This window comes from Pleomorphomonas sp. T1.2MG-36 (assembly GCF_950100655.1).
GTDB lineage: Bacteria > Pseudomonadota > Alphaproteobacteria > Rhizobiales > Pleomorphomonadaceae > Pleomorphomonas.
The window spans coordinates 734,302-748,329 of the sequence record NZ_CATNLY010000023.1 but is presented as its reverse complement, the minus strand read 5'-3'; the positions used below and the strand labels follow the sequence as shown (position 1 = coordinate 748,329).

At 64.4% G+C, this 14,028-nt stretch carries 12 protein-coding genes; 4 read left to right on the top strand and 8 right to left on the bottom strand.

The genetic code is table 11. The features are described from left to right. Nucleotides 1-4: 4 nt before the first annotated feature. Nucleotides 5-415 carry a GFA family protein gene (locus QQZ18_RS14875; protein WP_284541697.1) on the bottom strand — a complete coding sequence of 137 codons (411 nt, stop codon included), beginning with the start codon at nt 413-415 and terminating at the stop codon, nt 5-7. Nucleotides 416-645: 230 nt separating this feature from the next. On the opposite strand from QQZ18_RS14875, the gene grpE reads away from it, so the two are divergent. Further along, nucleotides 646-1,269, top strand: coding sequence for a nucleotide exchange factor GrpE (grpE, locus tag QQZ18_RS14870; protein WP_284541696.1), 624 nt, complete (start codon nt 646-648; stop codon nt 1,267-1,269). A gap of 268 nt (nt 1,270-1,537) precedes the next feature. Here grpE and lepA read toward each other — a convergent pair whose 3' ends face one another. Then, nucleotides 1,538-3,343: a translation elongation factor 4 gene (lepA, locus tag QQZ18_RS14865; RefSeq protein WP_284541695.1), complete on the bottom strand. Its 1,806-nt coding sequence runs from the start codon at nt 3,341-3,343 to the stop codon at nt 1,538-1,540. Nucleotides 3,344-3,564: 221 nt separating this feature from the next. Between lepA and QQZ18_RS14860 the strand changes: the two genes are divergently transcribed. Next, nucleotides 3,565-4,119 carry a MarR family winged helix-turn-helix transcriptional regulator gene (locus QQZ18_RS14860; RefSeq protein WP_284541694.1) on the top strand — a complete coding sequence of 185 codons (555 nt, stop codon included), beginning with the start codon at nt 3,565-3,567 and terminating at the stop codon, nt 4,117-4,119. 19 nt (nt 4,120-4,138) lie between these two features. On the opposite strand, the gene QQZ18_RS14855 is transcribed toward QQZ18_RS14860, so the two are convergent. The 4 genes from QQZ18_RS14855 to QQZ18_RS14840 all read right to left on the bottom strand — a co-directional run bounded on the left by QQZ18_RS14855 (nt 4,139) and on the right by QQZ18_RS14840 (nt 9,368). Next, nucleotides 4,139-4,756 (bottom strand): class I SAM-dependent methyltransferase, encoded by a 618-nt coding sequence (locus QQZ18_RS14855; RefSeq protein ID WP_284541693.1) that lies wholly within the window; start codon nt 4,754-4,756, stop codon nt 4,139-4,141. A gap of 77 nt (nt 4,757-4,833) precedes the next feature. Further along, nucleotides 4,834-5,964 carry a molecular chaperone DnaJ gene (gene dnaJ / locus QQZ18_RS14850; RefSeq protein WP_284541692.1) on the bottom strand — a complete coding sequence of 377 codons (1,131 nt, stop codon included), beginning with the start codon at nt 5,962-5,964 and terminating at the stop codon, nt 4,834-4,836. A gap of 109 nt (nt 5,965-6,073) precedes the next feature. Next, the gene (gene dnaK, locus QQZ18_RS14845) at nt 6,074-7,972 is read right to left on the bottom strand and encodes a molecular chaperone DnaK (protein WP_284541691.1); all 1,899 of its coding nucleotides are present in this window, start codon (nt 7,970-7,972) and stop codon (nt 6,074-6,076) included. Between the two features lie 181 nt (nt 7,973-8,153). Next, complete coding sequence (locus tag QQZ18_RS14840; protein WP_284541690.1) at nt 8,154-9,368, bottom strand: glycosyltransferase family 87 protein; 1,215 nt, start codon at nt 9,366-9,368, stop codon at nt 8,154-8,156. Nucleotides 9,369-9,689: 321 nt separating this feature from the next. Here QQZ18_RS14840 and QQZ18_RS14835 point away from each other — a divergent pair, with 321 nt between their 5' ends. Further along, nucleotides 9,690-10,487, top strand: coding sequence for a GNAT family N-acetyltransferase (locus tag QQZ18_RS14835; RefSeq protein WP_284541689.1), 798 nt, complete (start codon nt 9,690-9,692; stop codon nt 10,485-10,487). Here the strand turns inward: QQZ18_RS14835 and QQZ18_RS14830 are convergent. Beyond that, the gene (locus QQZ18_RS14830; protein ID WP_284541688.1) at nt 10,475-10,876 is read right to left on the bottom strand and encodes a GtrA family protein; all 402 of its coding nucleotides are present in this window, start codon (nt 10,874-10,876) and stop codon (nt 10,475-10,477) included. The two genes, QQZ18_RS14835 and QQZ18_RS14830, sit on opposite strands and share 13 nt — an antisense overlap. 1 nt (nt 10,877) lies before the next feature. Next, nucleotides 10,878-11,942: a glycosyltransferase gene (locus tag QQZ18_RS14825; RefSeq protein WP_284541687.1), complete on the bottom strand. Its 1,065-nt coding sequence runs from the start codon at nt 11,940-11,942 to the stop codon at nt 10,878-10,880. A gap of 131 nt (nt 11,943-12,073) precedes the next feature. Here QQZ18_RS14825 and QQZ18_RS14820 point away from each other — a divergent pair, with 131 nt between their 5' ends. After that, nucleotides 12,074-13,948 carry a hypothetical protein gene (locus tag QQZ18_RS14820; protein WP_284541686.1) on the top strand — a complete coding sequence of 625 codons (1,875 nt, stop codon included), beginning with the start codon at nt 12,074-12,076 and terminating at the stop codon, nt 13,946-13,948. Nucleotides 13,949-14,028: the final 80 nt, after the last annotated feature.

Below are 14,028 nucleotides of genomic sequence, written 5' to 3'. Positions count from 1 at the left end.
GCGGTCAGTCGGTTGGAAACTCGTCGAACTGTGGCAGCGCGTCCGAGATCTCGAACCAGGGGGCCTTGGAGCCGACAAAGATATGCGCGGTCGGCCGGATCGACGGCGGGTCGACCAGCGTGCCCAGGGTGACATGGGCATAGGCTCCGTCGCGGACCTGCGAATAGAGTAGCGAGCCGCAGTGGCCGCAATGGGCGTCATGGTTGCCTTCATCGAAGCGCATGATGTCATCTCGGCCGCGCACCACGGCCAGTTGTTCCGCGCGAATGCCGGCAAAAGGCTTGAAGGCGGCTCCGGTCGCACGACGGCAGTTCGAGCAATGGCAGTTCAATGCATACTCGAAGGCGTCGTCCACCTCGTAGCCCACCCGACGACAAAGGCACTCGCCGCGAAGGCGGTTTGGTCCTTGAGCCATTCGCTTTTCCCCATTCGGAAGGCACCGTCATGGACGGCCGATATCGTCCCTGCGACGGAAGCCGTCCGTGGCGCCTATCGTGACGAAGGCTAGCATCGCCGCCTGCGGAAGCATACTTGTAGGGCTGCGCGCAGGGAAAGCGGGGCCAAGGGTTGATTTTCCTGTCCGAAACCCTCAAATCCGGAGCACGTTTGGCGGCGACAGCCGCTTTCAGACAGTATGAGGACAAGATGGCAGACGAGACAGCACAGACTCCCGAACCGGCCGCCCCCGAACTGGACCCGGTGGTCGACCAGGGACTCCAGCGCATCGCCGCCCTCGAAAAGGAGGCGGGCGATCTCAAGGATCAGCTCCTCCGTACCCTCGCCGACATGGAGAATCTCCGCCGCCGGACCGAGCGCGAGATCGCCGATGCCCGCACCTATGCGGTGACCAACTTCGCCCGCGACATCGTCGGCGCCGCCGACAACCTGACGCGTGCCATCGCGGCAGTCGACGCCGAAGCGCGCGCCACCGGTGGCGAAGCGCTGATTTCGCTGGTCGAGGGCGTCGAGCTGACCGAGCGCGAACTGATGAAGGCGCTCGAAAAGCACGGCATCAGCCGCGTCGATCCGACCGGCGAGAAGTTCGATCCCAATTTCCACCAGGCGATGTTCGAAGTCCCCGATCCGAGCGTGCCGGCCGGTACGGTGGTGCAGGTCATGCAGGTCGGCTTCAAGATCGGCGAGCGGGTGTTGCGTCCGGCCCTCGTCGGCGTCGGCCGCGGCGGCCCGAAGGCGGCGCCTGCCGAGGAAGCAGCCGTTCAGCCCGAAACGCCGGCCGACGGCGGCCACAAGGTCGACAAGACGGTGTGAACCGAAGCTGCAACAAAAGCAGAAAGGGCGTCCGAACGGGCGCCCTTTTTCTTTTCTCAACGTTATTTGAACTTCGGACGGGTCTGTACGCGATTTCACGTAAAAGGGACTGGCAATCGCGCGCCATCGCGTCTAGCGTCACGCAAGGCCCCAGGAGGGGATGGTCGCCCTCGGGCGGCAATGTCGGAACGGCCCTGCGTTGCACGCGGGGGACATTGCCAGCCCGGCGGCAGACGCGCCAAGGGGACGGCCTGCCGCTGGTGTTCGCTCAGTCGTCCATCTTCAGCGCTGCAATGAAGGCCTCCTGCGGGATTTCCACCTTGCCGAACTGGCGAAGCCGCTTCTTGCCTTCCTTCTGCTTGTCCAGAAGCTTGCGCTTGCGCGTCACGTCACCGCCGTAGCACTTGGCGAGAACGTCCTTGCGGAGCGCCCGGATGGTCTCGCGGGCGATGATCTTGCCGCCGATCGCCGCTTGGATCGGGATCTGGAACATGTGCTGCGGGATGAGATCCTTCAGCTTCTCGCACATCGCACGGCCGCGCCGTTCCGACTGGCTGCGGTGGACGAGCACGGAAAGCGCATCCACCGGCTCGGCGTTGACGAGGATCTGCATCTTGACGAGATCGCCCTCGCGATAGTCGCTGAGGTGATAGTCGAACGACGCGTAGCCCTTGGAGATCGACTTCAGCCGGTCGTAGAAGTCGAACACCACTTCGTTGAGCGGCAAGTCGTACTGCACGATGGCCCGGCTGCCGACGTAGGAGAGGTCGATCTGGATGCCGCGCCGGTCCTGGCAAAGCTTCAGGATGGCGCCGAGGTAGTCGTCGGGCGTCATGATCGAGGCGCGGATCCAGGGCTCGGCGATCACCGAAATGCGCGTCACCTCCGGCATGTCGGCCGGGTTGTGCAGCTCGATCTCCGTGCCATCGGTCAGCGTCATCTTGTAGATGACCGACGGCGCCGTGGCGATCAGGTCGAGGTTGAACTCGCGCTCCAGTCGCTCCTGGATGATTTCGAGATGCAACAGGCCGAGGAAGCCGCAGCGGAAGCCGAAGCCGAGCGCGGCCGAGGTTTCCATTTCGAAGGAGAAGCTGGCGTCGTTGAGTCGCAACTTGCCGACGGCGGCGCGCAGGTCTTCGAAGTCGGCGGCGTCGACCGGGAACAGTCCGCAGAACACCACGGGCTGCGCCGGACGGAAGCCGGGCAGCGGCTCGGTGGTCTGTCGCCGTTCGTCGGTGATGGTATCGCCGACGGCGGTATCGGCCACTTCCTTGATCGAAGCGGTGATGACGCCGACCTCGCCGGTCGTCAGCTTGTCGCAGAGTTCGAGCTTGGGCGTCATGTAGCCGACGCGCTCTATCTCGTAGACGGCGCCGGTCCGCATCATCCTGACCTTCATGCCCTTTTGAAGCACGCCGTCGATGATGCGCACGAGCACCATGACGCCGAGGTAGGCGTCATACCAGCTGTCCACCAGCAGGGCCTTGAGTGGCGCGTCCGGATCGCCCTTGGGCGGCGGCAGGCGCTTGACGATCGCCTCCAGCACACCCTCGATGTTGAGCCCGGTCTTGGCGGAAATCTCCACGGCGTCGGAGGCATCGAGGCCGATCACGTCCTCGATCTGGCTCTTGACCCGCTCCGGCTCGGCGGCCGGCAGGTCCACCTTGTTGAGGATCGGCACGATCTCGTGGTTGTTGTCGATCGCCTGGTAGACGTTGGCGAGCGTCTGCGCCTCGACGCCCTGGCTGGCATCGACCACGAGCAGCGATCCCTCGCAGGCTGCAAGCGAACGGCTGACCTCGTAGGCGAAGTCGACGTGGCCGGGCGTATCCATCAGATTGAGCGTGTAGGTCTCGCCGTCCTCGGCCTTGTAGGCGAGGCGAACGGTCTGTGCCTTGATGGTGATGCCGCGCTCGCGCTCGATGTCCATCGAGTCGAGGATCTGTTCCTTCATGTCGCGCTGGGCAACGGCGCCCGTCGTCTGGATCAGGCGGTCGGCGAGCGTCGACTTGCCATGATCGATGTGAGCGATGATGGCGAAGTTGCGAATATGGGAGAGCGGCTTTGTCGTCATGGCCGGCTAGATATCATTACCCCGCCCCACCGCCAAGCACCTGACGCCCGGCCGGAGCAAGGTTTTCCGAGCCATCGTTCGCTTCGGCGACCGGTCGGCACGGCTTATGTCTTGAACGCGATAAGTGTTTTTCTGAGCGGTAGCCGTCATCGCCTTCGTTTATCAATGAGAAATGGTTGAATTTTCGGTGACGCGAAGACCCTTTGGTAAGGTCGGGACGGATGCCGGAGGCGAGGGAAAACGTGGAGAAGCACCTGTCGAACAAGTTTGCTGCCCTGTCGCTGGCCATCACGGATGCGACGCTCTCCGGGGATGCCGCCCTCGCACCGACGGCCGTCGCCGCCCTGATCACCGCCGCCAACAACCCTCCGGCCAGCATTGGCGAGATGGCCGCCATCGTCGGCCTCACCCATTCGGCCACCGTCCGGCTCATCGACCGGCTGGAGGCCGACGGTCTGCTGCATCGCCGCCGTCGCGTCGGTCGTGAAGTGCTGGTGGAAATCACGCCGGCCGGGCGGCGGCGGGCGGACGGGTTGCAGGAGCACCGCCTTGCCGCGAGCGGCGGCTTTCTCGCCAGTCTGTCGGCCGAGGAGCGCGATCTTCTCGACGGGCTTATCGATCGGATGCTGCGCGATCACGCGGCACGCGGGCACGATCGCCGCCGTCTCTGCCGGATGTGTTCGCGAATTTACTGCACATGCAGTTTCAAGGCGGAGCTTCTGGCGGCCAAGGACGCTTCGCCGGATGGTTCTTCCGCGACTTGCGACGAGATCTGACCGCCTTGCCGTCCGGGCCTTACGCCTTGCGATAGGTCCAGACGCGAGCCGGCGGCAGGTTGCGAACGATCCAGCCGCTGACGCCGAGGGTCCAGCGCCCGGCCTCGGCGGGAACCGGCGGCACCAGAGCATAGGAAAACTGAATGAATGGCCGCCCCGGTTCGAGGGCCGTCATCGCCTCTTCGAGAAGCTGGCGGCGACGGAGCGGTGGCTGCGTGAACAGGGGCAGCGAGGAGACGACGGCGGCTACCTTCTCGACGCCAGCACGCCGCAGCGTATCACCGAACTGGTAGGCGTCGCCGACAGCCACGCCGATGCCCGGAAAGCGGCCCCGGATATGCTCGGCGAAATCCGGATTGTACTCGATGGCAAGCAGGCTCTCGGGCGCTACTCCCCGTTGGAGCAGGGCGGCGGTAACGGCGCCGGTGCCCGGCCCAAGTTCGATGACCGTTCCTTCCCAGGCGGGATCGACGAGGGCTGCCATGGAGCGAGCAAGCCACCGCCCCGAGGGACTTACGGCGCCGGTCGTGAGCGGCTTTGCCGCCCAGCTCTTCAGGAACTTGAGATCGTCCGAATAATGGCAACGCACGCGCTTCGCCTCGGCGATCGCTTCGTCCCGCAGTCGATGCACGAACATCCCCACCCCCAGGTCCGGCCAGCAGACGCGTTGAACCGCGTCACCGACGACTACCAACCGCGATTTCGACAGTGATCTCAACTGCCCAGGTTGTCAAAGAAATCGCGGACGCGGGCAAAGAAGCCGGCCGACTCGGGATTGTTCTCGCCCGAAGACTCGCGCTCGAACTCCTCGAGCAACTCACGCTGACGGCGCGTGAGGCGTTGCGGCGTCTCGACGGTGACATTGATGTACATATCGCCGACGTCGCGCGAGCGCAGCACGGGCATGCCCTTCGATCTGAGGCGGAACTGCTTGCCGGTCTGGGTGCCTTCGGGCACGCGCACTTTGGTTTTGCCGCCTTCGATGGTCGGTACCTCGAATTCGCCGCCGAGCGCCGCGGTTGTCATGGAGATCGGCACGCGGCAATGGAGGTCGGCGCCATCGCGCTGAAAGAAGGCGTGCGGCCGTAGCGAGATGAAGATGTAGAGGTCGCCGGCCGGACCACCCCTCAGGCCGGCCTCGCCTTCGCCGGAGAGGCGGATTCGGGTGCCGTCCTCGATGCCGGCCGGGATATTGACCGACAGCGACCGCTCCTGCGTGGTGCGTCCGGTGCCCGAGCACGCTTCGCATGGGTTGGCGATGGTCTCGCCGCGGCCCTGACAGGTGGGACAGGTGCGCTCGATGGTGAAGAACCCCTGGCTCGCCCTGACCTTGCCGCTACCGCCGCAGGTGCGGCAGGTTTGCGGGCTGGTGCCGGGCTTGGCGCCGGTCCCCGAGCACTTGACGCAGGTGATCGATGTGGGAACGTGAATTTCGACCGTCTTGCCGGCGAAGGCTTCCTCCAGCGTGATGTCGAGGTTGTAGCGCAAGTCCGCGCCGCGCTCGCGCCCATTCGGCCGGCTGCGCCGGCCGCCGCTCATGAACTCGCCGAAAATGTCGTCGAAAATGTCGGCCATCGAGGCGCCGAAGCCGGGGTCCGCGCCACGCCCGCCCATGCCATTCTCGAATGCCGCATGGCCGAAGCGATCGTAGGCGGCCTTTTTCTGCGGGTCCTTCAGGACTTCGTAGGCCTCGTTGGCTTCCTTGAAGCGGGTCTCTGCGGTGGCATCACCTGGATTTTTGTCCGGATGCAATTGCATGGCGAGCTTGCGAAAGGCGCTCTTCAGCGTCTTCTCGTCGGCGTCGCGGGAAACGCCCAGCACGTCGTAATAATCGCGTTTGGCCATCGTCTGTCCCGAGGTGGAGAACGCTGGGCGGCATGTCCCCGCCCGCTCTCAACAGGAAGCGGCTCCCCGGTTATTCGACCGGAGAGCCGGATGCGCAGGAAGCCCGGCCTCAGCCGTTCTTCTTGTCGTCCTTGACCTCTTCGAAGTCGGCATCGAGGACGTCGTCACCCTCGGTGCTTGGCTTCTCCTCGGCGCCATCCTGTTGGGCGGCGTACATAGCCTCGCCCAGCTTCATGGCCGCCTGGGCGAGGGCATTGGTCTTGGCCTTGATATCCTCGGCGTCGTTCGATTCGATCACCGCCTTGAGATCGGTGATCGCGTTCTCGATGATCGACTTGTCCGAGGAAGAGACCTTGTCGCCGAAGTCGGCGAGCGACTTCTCGGTCGAGTGGATCAGCGCCTCACCGTGGTTCCGCGCTTCGACCGCCTCGCGGCGCGCCTTGTCGGCGGCGGCATTGGCCTCGGCATCCTTCACCATCTTGTCGATGTCGGAATCGGAAAGGCCACCAGACGCCTGGATGCGGATCTGCTGCTCCTTGCCGGTGCCCTTGTCCTTGGCCGACACGTTGACGATGCCGTTGGCGTCGATGTCGAAGGTCACCTCGATCTGCGGCACGCCGCGCGGTGCCGGCGGCAGGCCGACGAGATCGAACTGGCCGAGCATCTTGTTGTCCGCCGCCATCTCGCGCTCGCCCTGGAAGACGCGAATGGTCACCGCGCTCTGGCTGTCCTCGGCGGTCGAGAACACCTGGCTCTTCTTGGTGGGGATGGTGGTGTTGCGGTCGATGAGGCGCGTGAACACGCCACCCAGCGTTTCGATGCCGAGCGACAAGGGCGTCACGTCGAGCAGCAGGACGTCCTTGACCTCGCCGGCCAGGACGCCGGCCTGAATGGCGGCGCCGATGGCCACCACTTCGTCCGGGTTGACGCCCTTGTGCGGCTCGCGGCCGAAGAACTGCTTCACCGTCTCCTGTACCTTGGGCATGCGGGTCATGCCGCCGACCAGCACCACCTCGTCGATCTGACCGGCGCTGAGGCCGGCATCCTTGAGGGCCGCCTTGCAGGGCTCGACGGTCTTCTGCACGAGGTCATCGACCAGCGCCTCGAACTTGGCGCGGGTGAGCTTCAGCGTCAGGTGCTTGGGACCCTTAGCGTCGGCGGTGATGAACGGCAGGTTGATCTCGGTCTGCGACGCGCTGGACAGCTCGATCTTGGCCTTTTCGGCGGCTTCCTTCAGCCGCTGCAGCGCCAGCTTGTCACCGCGCAGGTCGATGCCCTGCTCCTTCTTGAACTCGTCGGCGAGATAGTTGACGAGTCGCATGTCGAAGTCCTCGCCACCGAGGAAGGTGTCGCCGTTGGTCGACTTCACTTCGAACACGCCATCGCCGATCTCGAGGATCGAGATGTCGAAGGTGCCGCCGCCGAGGTCATAGACGGCGATGGTCTTGGAATGATCGGATTTGTCGAGGCCGTAGGCCAGAGCGGCGGCCGTCGGCTCGTTGATGATGCGCAGCACTTCAAGGCCGGCGATCTTGCCGGCGTCCTTGGTGGCCTGACGCTGGGCGTCATTGAAGTAGGCGGGAACGGTGATGACGGCCTGCGTCACGCTGGTGCCGAGGTAGGCCTCTGCCGTTTCCTTCATCTTGGCCAGCGTCATCGCCGAGATATGCGAGGGCGAATACTTCTTGCCGTCAGCATTCACCCAGGCGTCGCCGTTGTCGCCCTTGACGATGGAATAGGGGACGAGGTCCTTGTCCTTGGACACCATCGGGTCCTCGAACCGCCGACCGATCAGGCGCTTCACCGCAAAGATTGTGTTTTCGGGATTGGTCACCGCCTGCCGCTTGGCCGGCTGGCCGACCAGGCGTTCGCCGCCGTCGGCGAAGGCGACGATCGAGGGCGTGGTGCGCGCGCCCTCAGAATTCTCGATCACCTTTGCGTTCTTGCCGTCCATGATGGCGACGCAGGAATTGGTCGTCCCGAGATCGATGCCGATAACCTTGCCCATTTCGTCACTCCGTTCAGGCAGACCGTCCGAACCCTCTTCCGAGGCATTCGGCTAGATGCCGGATTCCCGGCCGGTCCCCGTTTTTTCATCTTGAATGCTGACCGGGGAAGTCCCCGAATTCGGCCGGTATATAGGTTGCCGGCGAAGGCGGCGCAAGACGGAGAGCGCCTTGAGTCTTCGGTCAGGGTGCGCTGAAATCGCTCGGAGCGACCGTCTCTTCCCGTTGAGCGGGCCGGCGCGCCTCGTATACGAGTAGGAAGGCAAAAGCGACCAAGGAGGCGGTGGCAAGCGGTATGCCGGATGCCAACGTGGCAAGACCAAGCGCAGGCAGCATATAGGCGCTAAGAAGGACCATCATTTGCCATGGCTTTTCCATACGATCCATGAGCAGGACGACAGGTATGACAAACAGTGTGGTGTCGTAGGTGAAGGCATACGGCAGGATGAGGATTGTCGCCACGACAGTCATTGCGAGCTTCGAGGCATCGTTTGCATCGTGCAGCATTACGTAGAAAAAGGCGATCAGGGCGGCCGGAGCGGCGGCAGCTACGAAAAACCAGCCGTAATCGATCGGTAGATCCAGGGTGCGCGCCATCATCATCGGTGTCGGCATGATCCAGTCGAGCCGGTCATATGTTGTCAGCACGTGCAGTTGTGTCGGTCCGGCGTAGGCTATGTAGTCTGGAAATACGGACCAGCCGAAAATCAGCGAAGTCGCCAGCACGAGAACAAGAGTGGTCGTCGCAGCCGACAAGACGACTGCGTAACGCCGTTCGATCAACAGTACGATCGGCAAAAGCAGTCCTAAATGCGGCTTCATAGTGAGCAGACCGACGAGGATGCCGCTCACTATGGGACTGCGATCGCGCAGAACCCACGCCGACACCAGAATCGCTCCGACATAAAGTCCGACTTGCCCGAGAACAATGTTAAGCGCGACGACCGGGGATCCAATGGCAGCGAGTGACAGCCAGTTTCTTCGCTCGGGTTGCATTGATCGGAATGCAAGTCTTGCGGACGCGAAAAACGCAAGCAGCCCAAGAGCGTCCCACAGAACCAGCGCCACGTGATAAGGCAGCAAGCCAAGTGGCCAGACGAACAGAAGGACATGTGGCGGGTAGGACCAGTTGTGGATGGCATATGTCGGCCAGAAGGTCGTTCGCAGCAAGTCGACGTAGGCCGGCCAGTCGAATAGTGTTGATATGTTCCCGGAGAGGGCCAAGCGTGCGCCCATCCACATGTTCACGAAATCCCGCCCGATGGCATAGAGATCGCCGCGTTGAGGAAACCCGATAATCGCGTCGTAAATCACGTAGAATGTCGAAAAACTCAGGATGCCAAGCGCGAAGCGGGGCGTGATCAAGTTCGACCGAGCGGGAGGCGTCGACAACGACATCGGGTGAAACTCCTGGTAACGCCTGTCAGGCGATACCACGAGACCGAAAACAGTTTCTAAATGACGCCTTTATGAAAGCGGGACGATTTGCCGACAACCGTCACTAAACCGTCGGAAATTTGTCATCCTTCTGTTCAGGCGACATGGTGGGCTCGTCATGGCACGTTTGCCAGCGCTTTCCCGCACAGAATAGCGCGAACTCGAAGGAGCGTCCGGACAATGGGATCTGATCGGGTTTCCGCCGCAGGTAGTCGGCTTTGGTCCACGTTCGCAGCTGGAGATCTGCGACGCATTCCCGAAAACGTGCCTCCGCTCGGGCGCATGGGGTCTCTCGAGGTGCGGCTCGCCCGCTCGGCCGGTGAGGTTCGGGCCGCCCAGGCGTTGCGCTACCGCGTCTTCTACGGTGAGATGCAGGCGACCGCCGACCCGCGTACCCTCTTGCGCCGTCGCGATGCCGATGCCTTCGATCGCTATTGCGATCACTTGCTCGTCCTCGATCACGACGACGTCGAGATCCGGCCGTTTCGGCGAGCGCGGCCGCGCATCGTCGGCACCTATCGGCTCCTGCGCCAGAAAGTAGCCGAACGTCATCGCGGGTTCTATACCGCCGGCGAGTTTGCCATCGAACCTCTTCTTGCCCGCCATTCCGGCCTGGAATTCCTCGAACTCGGCCGGTCCTGCGTCATGAAGGCCTACCGCAGCAAGCGCACCGTCGAATTGTTGTGGCAGGGCATCTGGGCCTACGTGCTGAACAACGGCGTCGACGCCATGATCGGTTGCGCGTCCTTCGAGGGCACCGATCCCGATGCTCTCGCCCTGCCGCTGTCTTTCCTGCACCACCATGCCTCCGCCGATACCGACTGGCTGGTGGAAGCACGGCCCGAGCGAGGGGTCACCATGAACCGGCTGCCGATCGAGGCTGTCGACATGCGCACCGCGCTCGCTGGAATGCCACCGCTCATCAAGGGCTATCTTCGCCTCGGGGCCATGGTCGGCCGCGGCGCCGTCGTCGATCGCCCCTTCGGAACCACAGACGTGATGATCGTATTGCCGGTCGACCGCATCTCTGAGCGCTACGTCCGTTACTACGGCGCCGACGCCAGCCGTTACGCCGCCTGATCCTCGCCGGTCTTGAACACGAAGCGAGAATAACCGACGAAGTTCATCACCATGCCGACGCCGGTGCCGGCCGCGACGGCCAGCAGCGGCCGCAGCCCAGGCAGGAGCGCCAGGGCGGCGGCGAACACCAGGTAGTTCGCGGCGATCGAAATGAGCGATACCGCGAGGTAGCGCGCCCGCCGGCCGGGCACCGGGGCGCGCCGTTCCTTCCAGGTGAAGTTGCGGTTGATGGTGTAGGTGACGGCGATGGCAACTGCCACGGCGAAGATGCGGCCGAGATAGGGGCTGACGCCGAACGCAGCCAGGGCCTCGGTCAAACTGGCATCGACGACAAAGCCGCTGAGGCCCGCCACTGCGAAACCACCGAACCGCCGGAAGACGGGCGGCATCTCAGCCGGCCCTTCGCCGATCGGACCGATCGCCAAGCCGACGCAGCAAGTCGCGGAGCGTCGCAAGGTTCGCCGCCGTTTCCGCCCCGACGGGCTCCTCGGTCGCTCGGAGTGCCGGAATCGACAGGTAGAGGATGCGCTTCTGCTCGACGCGGGAGCGCGCGAGGCTGTCGAGAACGAGGCCGGCGGTCGCCAGAAGCGCCGCCAGGATCATCAGGCCGGTCGACAGCACGGCGGTGGGCAGGCGGGGAACCAAGCCGGTCTCGACGTAAGTCGCGAATACCGGCAGGGCAAGAACGACGGAGGCGGCAGCGAAGAGCCCCGAGAGCAGGCCGAAGAACAGGCTCGGCCGGGTCTCCTTCACCAGCATGGCGAACATCATCAGGATGCGGAAACCGTCGCGGAACGTGCGCAGCTTGGACGGGGCGCCCTCGACGCGGCGGCCGTAGTCGAGCGGCAGCTCCACGGTGGGGATGTGGAGCTGGCCGGCGTGCACCGCCATTTCCGTTTCGATCTCGAAGCCGTGCGATACGGCCGGGAAGCTCTTGACGAAGCGACGCGTGAAGGCCCGGTACCCGGAGAACACGTCGGTGAAATCGGGGCCGAACAGGCGGCGATAGAGGCCGTTGAACAGTCGATTGCCGAAGGCGTGTCCTGAGCGGCCGGCATCGACGGTGACGTTGCGCCGGACGCCGACGGCCATGTCGGCCCGCTCGGTGATCAGAGCCCGCACGAGATCGATGGCGTCGTTCGGATCGTAGGTGCCATCGCCGTCGGCCATGACATAGATGTCGGCGTCGACGTCGGCAAACATGCGACGGACCACGTGGCCCTTGCCTTGCCGGCCCTCGCGCACGACCTCGGCTCCGGCGACCCGCGCCTCGATGGCGGTCCGGTCGGAGGAATTGTTGTCGAAGACGAAGATGCGCGCTTCCGGCAGAGCGGCGCGAAAGCCGCGCACGACGGCGCCGATCGTCACCCCTTCGTTGTAGCAGGGCAGAACCACGGCGATGTCGAGCCCCGGAAAGGCGGCGGTGGAGTCGGTTGCGATCTCGCTTGCGGTCATGGCGCCTTCCGGAAGATGCGAACCGCGACGGGCGGTGCGTCGCCTTTACCTTTTATCCATCGTGTTAAGGCAAAGCTAACGACGCTTCGCATGTGCCGGGCTTCACCACGTTCTGTCGTCGGCTTTGGTCAATGAATTCCAAACAAGGCGCCTTCGGCGTCGCACCTGTCCTCTTCTGTTTCGGCCTGCGCGCTCGTCTGGTCTTCGCTGTCGCGTTGGGGCTGTTCGTCGCGGGGCTCGTCGCGGTCAATCGGCTCGCCGACCTCGGGCCCAGCTGGGATGATCCCGATGCGATGATGCGCCTCGTTGAGGTCCGCGATTTCCTTGCCGGTCAGAGCTGGTTCGACCTGACGCAATACCGGCTCGATCCGCCCGGCGGCGTGCTGATGCACTGGTCGCGTCTCGTAGATCTGCCGATTGCCATCCTCGTGCTCACGGCAACCCCCTTTGTCGGCAGCGCCGGGGCCGAAGTTTTCGCCGCCAACGTCTGGCCGGTTCTGCTGGTGATTCCTTTCGCCTTCGCGCTCGCTTCGGTAGCCGGCCGCTTCGGGGGCGACATCGCTCGCCTCGCCACCCTCCTGATGATCTTCCTCTCGCCGCAGGTGAAGGCTGTTTTCACCCCCGGCAATCTCGATCATCACAACGTTCAGGCGGTGCTGCTCGCTTGCGTGCTGATGGGGCTGGTACGGGCCGACCAAGGCCGTCGCTGGTCTGTCGCCGCTGGAGTGGCGGCGTCGATCAGCCTCGCCGTCGGCATGGAAACGTTGCCTGCCGTCCTTCTGGCCATCCTCGGTCTCGCCATCGCTTGGATCGTGGATGCCGACCGCTGGCGGCGCGGTCTGATCCTGTTTGCCGGCGCGCTGATCTTGGGCTCCCTGCTGGGTGCCGTGGCAACCATACCCCCGTCGCGCTGGCTGGTGCCGGCTTGTGACGCTTTGTCCTTCGCTTATCTGATGCCCGTGGTCGTCGGAGGTATCGGCGTGATCGCGTCGGCGGCCTTGCTGCGCGGCCATGGTGACGGCGTGCCGGGCCTTCTGATGCGCGGCGGTGCGCTGGTCGCTGTCGCCTCGCTTCTTGTGACGGTTGCCGCCGTGCTGTTTCCGTCCTGCCTCGCCGGTCCTTATGGCGGCATCGATCCGGCCATTCGGCCGATCTGGCTGGATCACGTCGCGGAGGCACAGGGCTTTCTGTCCACCATCGAGAACCGGCCGGGACTGGCGCTGCCGGTTTACTTCGCGCCATTCGCCGCCCTCCTGCTTGGGGTGCTAGCGCTTCGCAGCATGCCGGCCTCCGACCGGCCGGCTTTCGTCATCGTTCTCTCCATTCTTGGCGGCTCGGTTCTGCTCGGTGCGGTGCAGTTGCGCGCGCTGGTCGGCGCCCAGGTGGTCGCATCGGCGGCCGTCGGCGTCGTCGTCGCCCTGGCCGTCAAGGTGACGGAGGGGCGCGACGATGCCCGCTCGATCGCCCGGCGATGGACTTGGCTCCTCGCCGTTCCTGCCTTGTGGACGCTTGTCGTCACGACATCCGATCGCCTGTTTGACCGACCGGACGCCGAGGCGGCCAATGTCGCGAACATGGCCGAATGCCGCGCTTTCCTGGGCGATGTACTCGGCGCGCGCGCGCCAGGGCTCGTCGTGGCCACCTCGAACTTCGGCGCCTTCCTGCTCAAGGCGACGCCGCATTCCGTGCTGGCAGCGCCCTATCATCGCGGTGCCCATGGCATCCTGGCCGTGGATGCGGTCTTTACGGGTGCCGATCCCGAGGTCGCTTTCCGGGCGACCGGCGCCACCTATCTTGCCGCCTGTACTGGCGATCCCGAGCTTAACCAGATGGCCGAGCGCGCGCCGGGCGGACTTGCCGCTCGCCTGATCGACGGTGTGCGGCCGCCTTGGCTTGCCGAGGTCGCCTCGGGGCCGGCCGGCATGATCTTTTCGGCAAAGCCCTCCGGTCTCGACGTCACCGGCTCGCTGCCGGTGCTCAGGCTCCGCCCATCGATACGCGATTGACGGGCGGCCCCGATCCGGCGTGGGGCTCCTGAAGCCGCTTCGTCTTGCGCCTGGTTAATCTCCGGTTAATCGGCCAAGGC

Excerpts from the sequence above, each read along its gene's own strand:
- QQZ18_RS14875 (WP_284541697.1), bottom strand. The coding sequence starts at position 415 with ATGGCTCAAGGACCAAACCGCCTTCGCGGCGAGTGCCTTTGTCGTCGG.
- QQZ18_RS14860 (WP_284541694.1), top strand. The coding sequence starts at position 3,565 with ATGCCGGAGGCGAGGGAAAACGTGGAGAAGCACCTGTCGAACAAGTTT.
- QQZ18_RS14835 (WP_284541689.1), top strand. The coding sequence starts at position 9,690 with ATGGGGTCTCTCGAGGTGCGGCTCGCCCGCTCGGCCGGTGAGGTTCGG.
- dnaJ (WP_284541692.1), bottom strand. The coding sequence starts at position 5,964 with ATGGCCAAACGCGATTATTACGACGTGCTGGGCGTTTCCCGCGACGCC.
- QQZ18_RS14820 (WP_284541686.1), top strand. The coding sequence starts at position 12,074 with ATGAATTCCAAACAAGGCGCCTTCGGCGTCGCACCTGTCCTCTTCTGT.
- QQZ18_RS14855 (WP_284541693.1), bottom strand. The coding sequence starts at position 4,756 with ATGTTCGTGCATCGACTGCGGGACGAAGCGATCGCCGAGGCGAAGCGC.
- QQZ18_RS14840 (WP_284541690.1), bottom strand. The coding sequence starts at position 9,368 with ATGTCGTTGTCGACGCCTCCCGCTCGGTCGAACTTGATCACGCCCCGC.
- dnaK (WP_284541691.1), bottom strand. The coding sequence starts at position 7,972 with ATGGGCAAGGTTATCGGCATCGATCTCGGGACGACCAATTCCTGCGTC.
- QQZ18_RS14830 (WP_284541688.1), bottom strand. The coding sequence starts at position 10,876 with ATGCCGCCCGTCTTCCGGCGGTTCGGTGGTTTCGCAGTGGCGGGCCTC.
- grpE (WP_284541696.1), top strand. The coding sequence starts at position 646 with ATGGCAGACGAGACAGCACAGACTCCCGAACCGGCCGCCCCCGAACTG.
- QQZ18_RS14825 (WP_284541687.1), bottom strand. The coding sequence starts at position 11,942 with ATGACCGCAAGCGAGATCGCAACCGACTCCACCGCCGCCTTTCCGGGG.
- lepA (WP_284541695.1), bottom strand. The coding sequence starts at position 3,343 with ATGACGACAAAGCCGCTCTCCCATATTCGCAACTTCGCCATCATCGCT.